Annotated in this window: 1 pseudogene; it reads left to right on the forward strand. The window is 60.1% G+C overall.

The annotated features are described in order from the left end of the window. Positions 1-798 precede the first annotated feature (798 nt). Positions 799-973, forward strand: a pseudogene (locus tag JF66_RS25465) (transposase); the annotation flags it as partial. Positions 974-1,354 lie beyond the last annotated feature (381 nt).

A 1,354-nucleotide genomic window follows, 5' to 3' on the forward strand; every position in this document is an offset into this window, starting at 1 on the left:
TACTTTCACGGCAACCAGGTCTCCCTGCCGACAACGTACGTCGACCGCGGGTTCTACCGGACGATCACCGACTGAATATTCTCTTCATTGGGCACCACCTGTGGTGCGGTTGAGCCCCACTGTTCAGATGCGTGATTCGTATCCTTCAGCGCCATTACCGGCGTGGTTGAGCACCACCTGAAAACCTCCCTACCTATGTGATCCAGTAACTTCGGGAGGACTGGCCCCAACGCCTCTGCTCCGGGGCCCATGCCGACGCCAACATGGCCCGCATCGTACACAACAGGACCTGGGTTGAGACGGCCACCTACAGCATGAGGGAACAGACCGACCGGTCGACCGCGTGATTCGTGGCGGGGAGCGCCAGTGGCGCTGAGCCAAACCACCTCTGGTGCTCTTCCGCACGATTGGTGGGGCTCAACCGCACGATCGGGTGGGGCTCAGAAGCTCGAACACTCACACCGACGACGCGTTCTTGCTAACAGATCCCGTCACCGCTGAGATCGTGTTCTCATTCCCGCTGCCGTGTTAACGCAGATTACTTGAAACCGCTTGGCAGAAATGGCCCATTTTCAGTTGGCGTTAACACATGCGCAGCACCCTCACTAAAGCACAGATCGACATACCACCGCAGCGTGGCGAGGCAGAACTTCTACAGCCGTCGCCGTCAGCGTCAGCGTCGCTCGCTCTGAAGCCCGGCGGCCGGCGGCCGGGCTCCGCCACCGCACGGTCGAGCTCGACCCGATCTAGGTGGCCCCGTCGACCTCCGGCGACGAAGTCGCCCCGGGTATTCGTGGCCTATCCGGTGTTGGCCCTTTCACCGCCGCGATTATCCTGACCGCATATGCACACCCCGGATGTGTCAGGTGCGAAGCGGCCTTCGCCGACATGGCCGGTGTCAGCCAGATCCCGGCATCGTCAGGGAATACCCGCCGGCATAGGCTCAACCGCCACGACGGTAGGCAGCTGAACCGCGACGTCAACATCGTCGCCAGCAGCCGAATGATCACCGTCACGACCTCCAAGCCTGCCATCGCACCGCGCACCAACGAAGGCAAGACTCGACGAGAGATCCACCGCTGCCACTAACGACTTATCGTTCGCAGTATTCACCGCTCGTTGACGAATGTCGTCACTTGACACTGACAACAGAAGGGTCGTTTAGATGTGGGCCGGGCCCAAGCGTTGGGAAGGCATCCCTGACGGGTATCCTGTAGCCGACACGGAAAGCTTTCGATCGACCCCGCCTTTAGACGTTTGCGCGAGGAGAGCCGAGTTCAGGCCCAAGAGCATAAAGAGCAAGAGATAAGCTGGTGGACTCACATACACTGGTGACGCAATTGATTCGAAAGCA

This window comes from Cryobacterium sp. MLB-32 (genome assembly GCF_000738085.1).
GTDB lineage: Bacteria > Actinomycetota > Actinomycetes > Actinomycetales > Microbacteriaceae > Cryobacterium.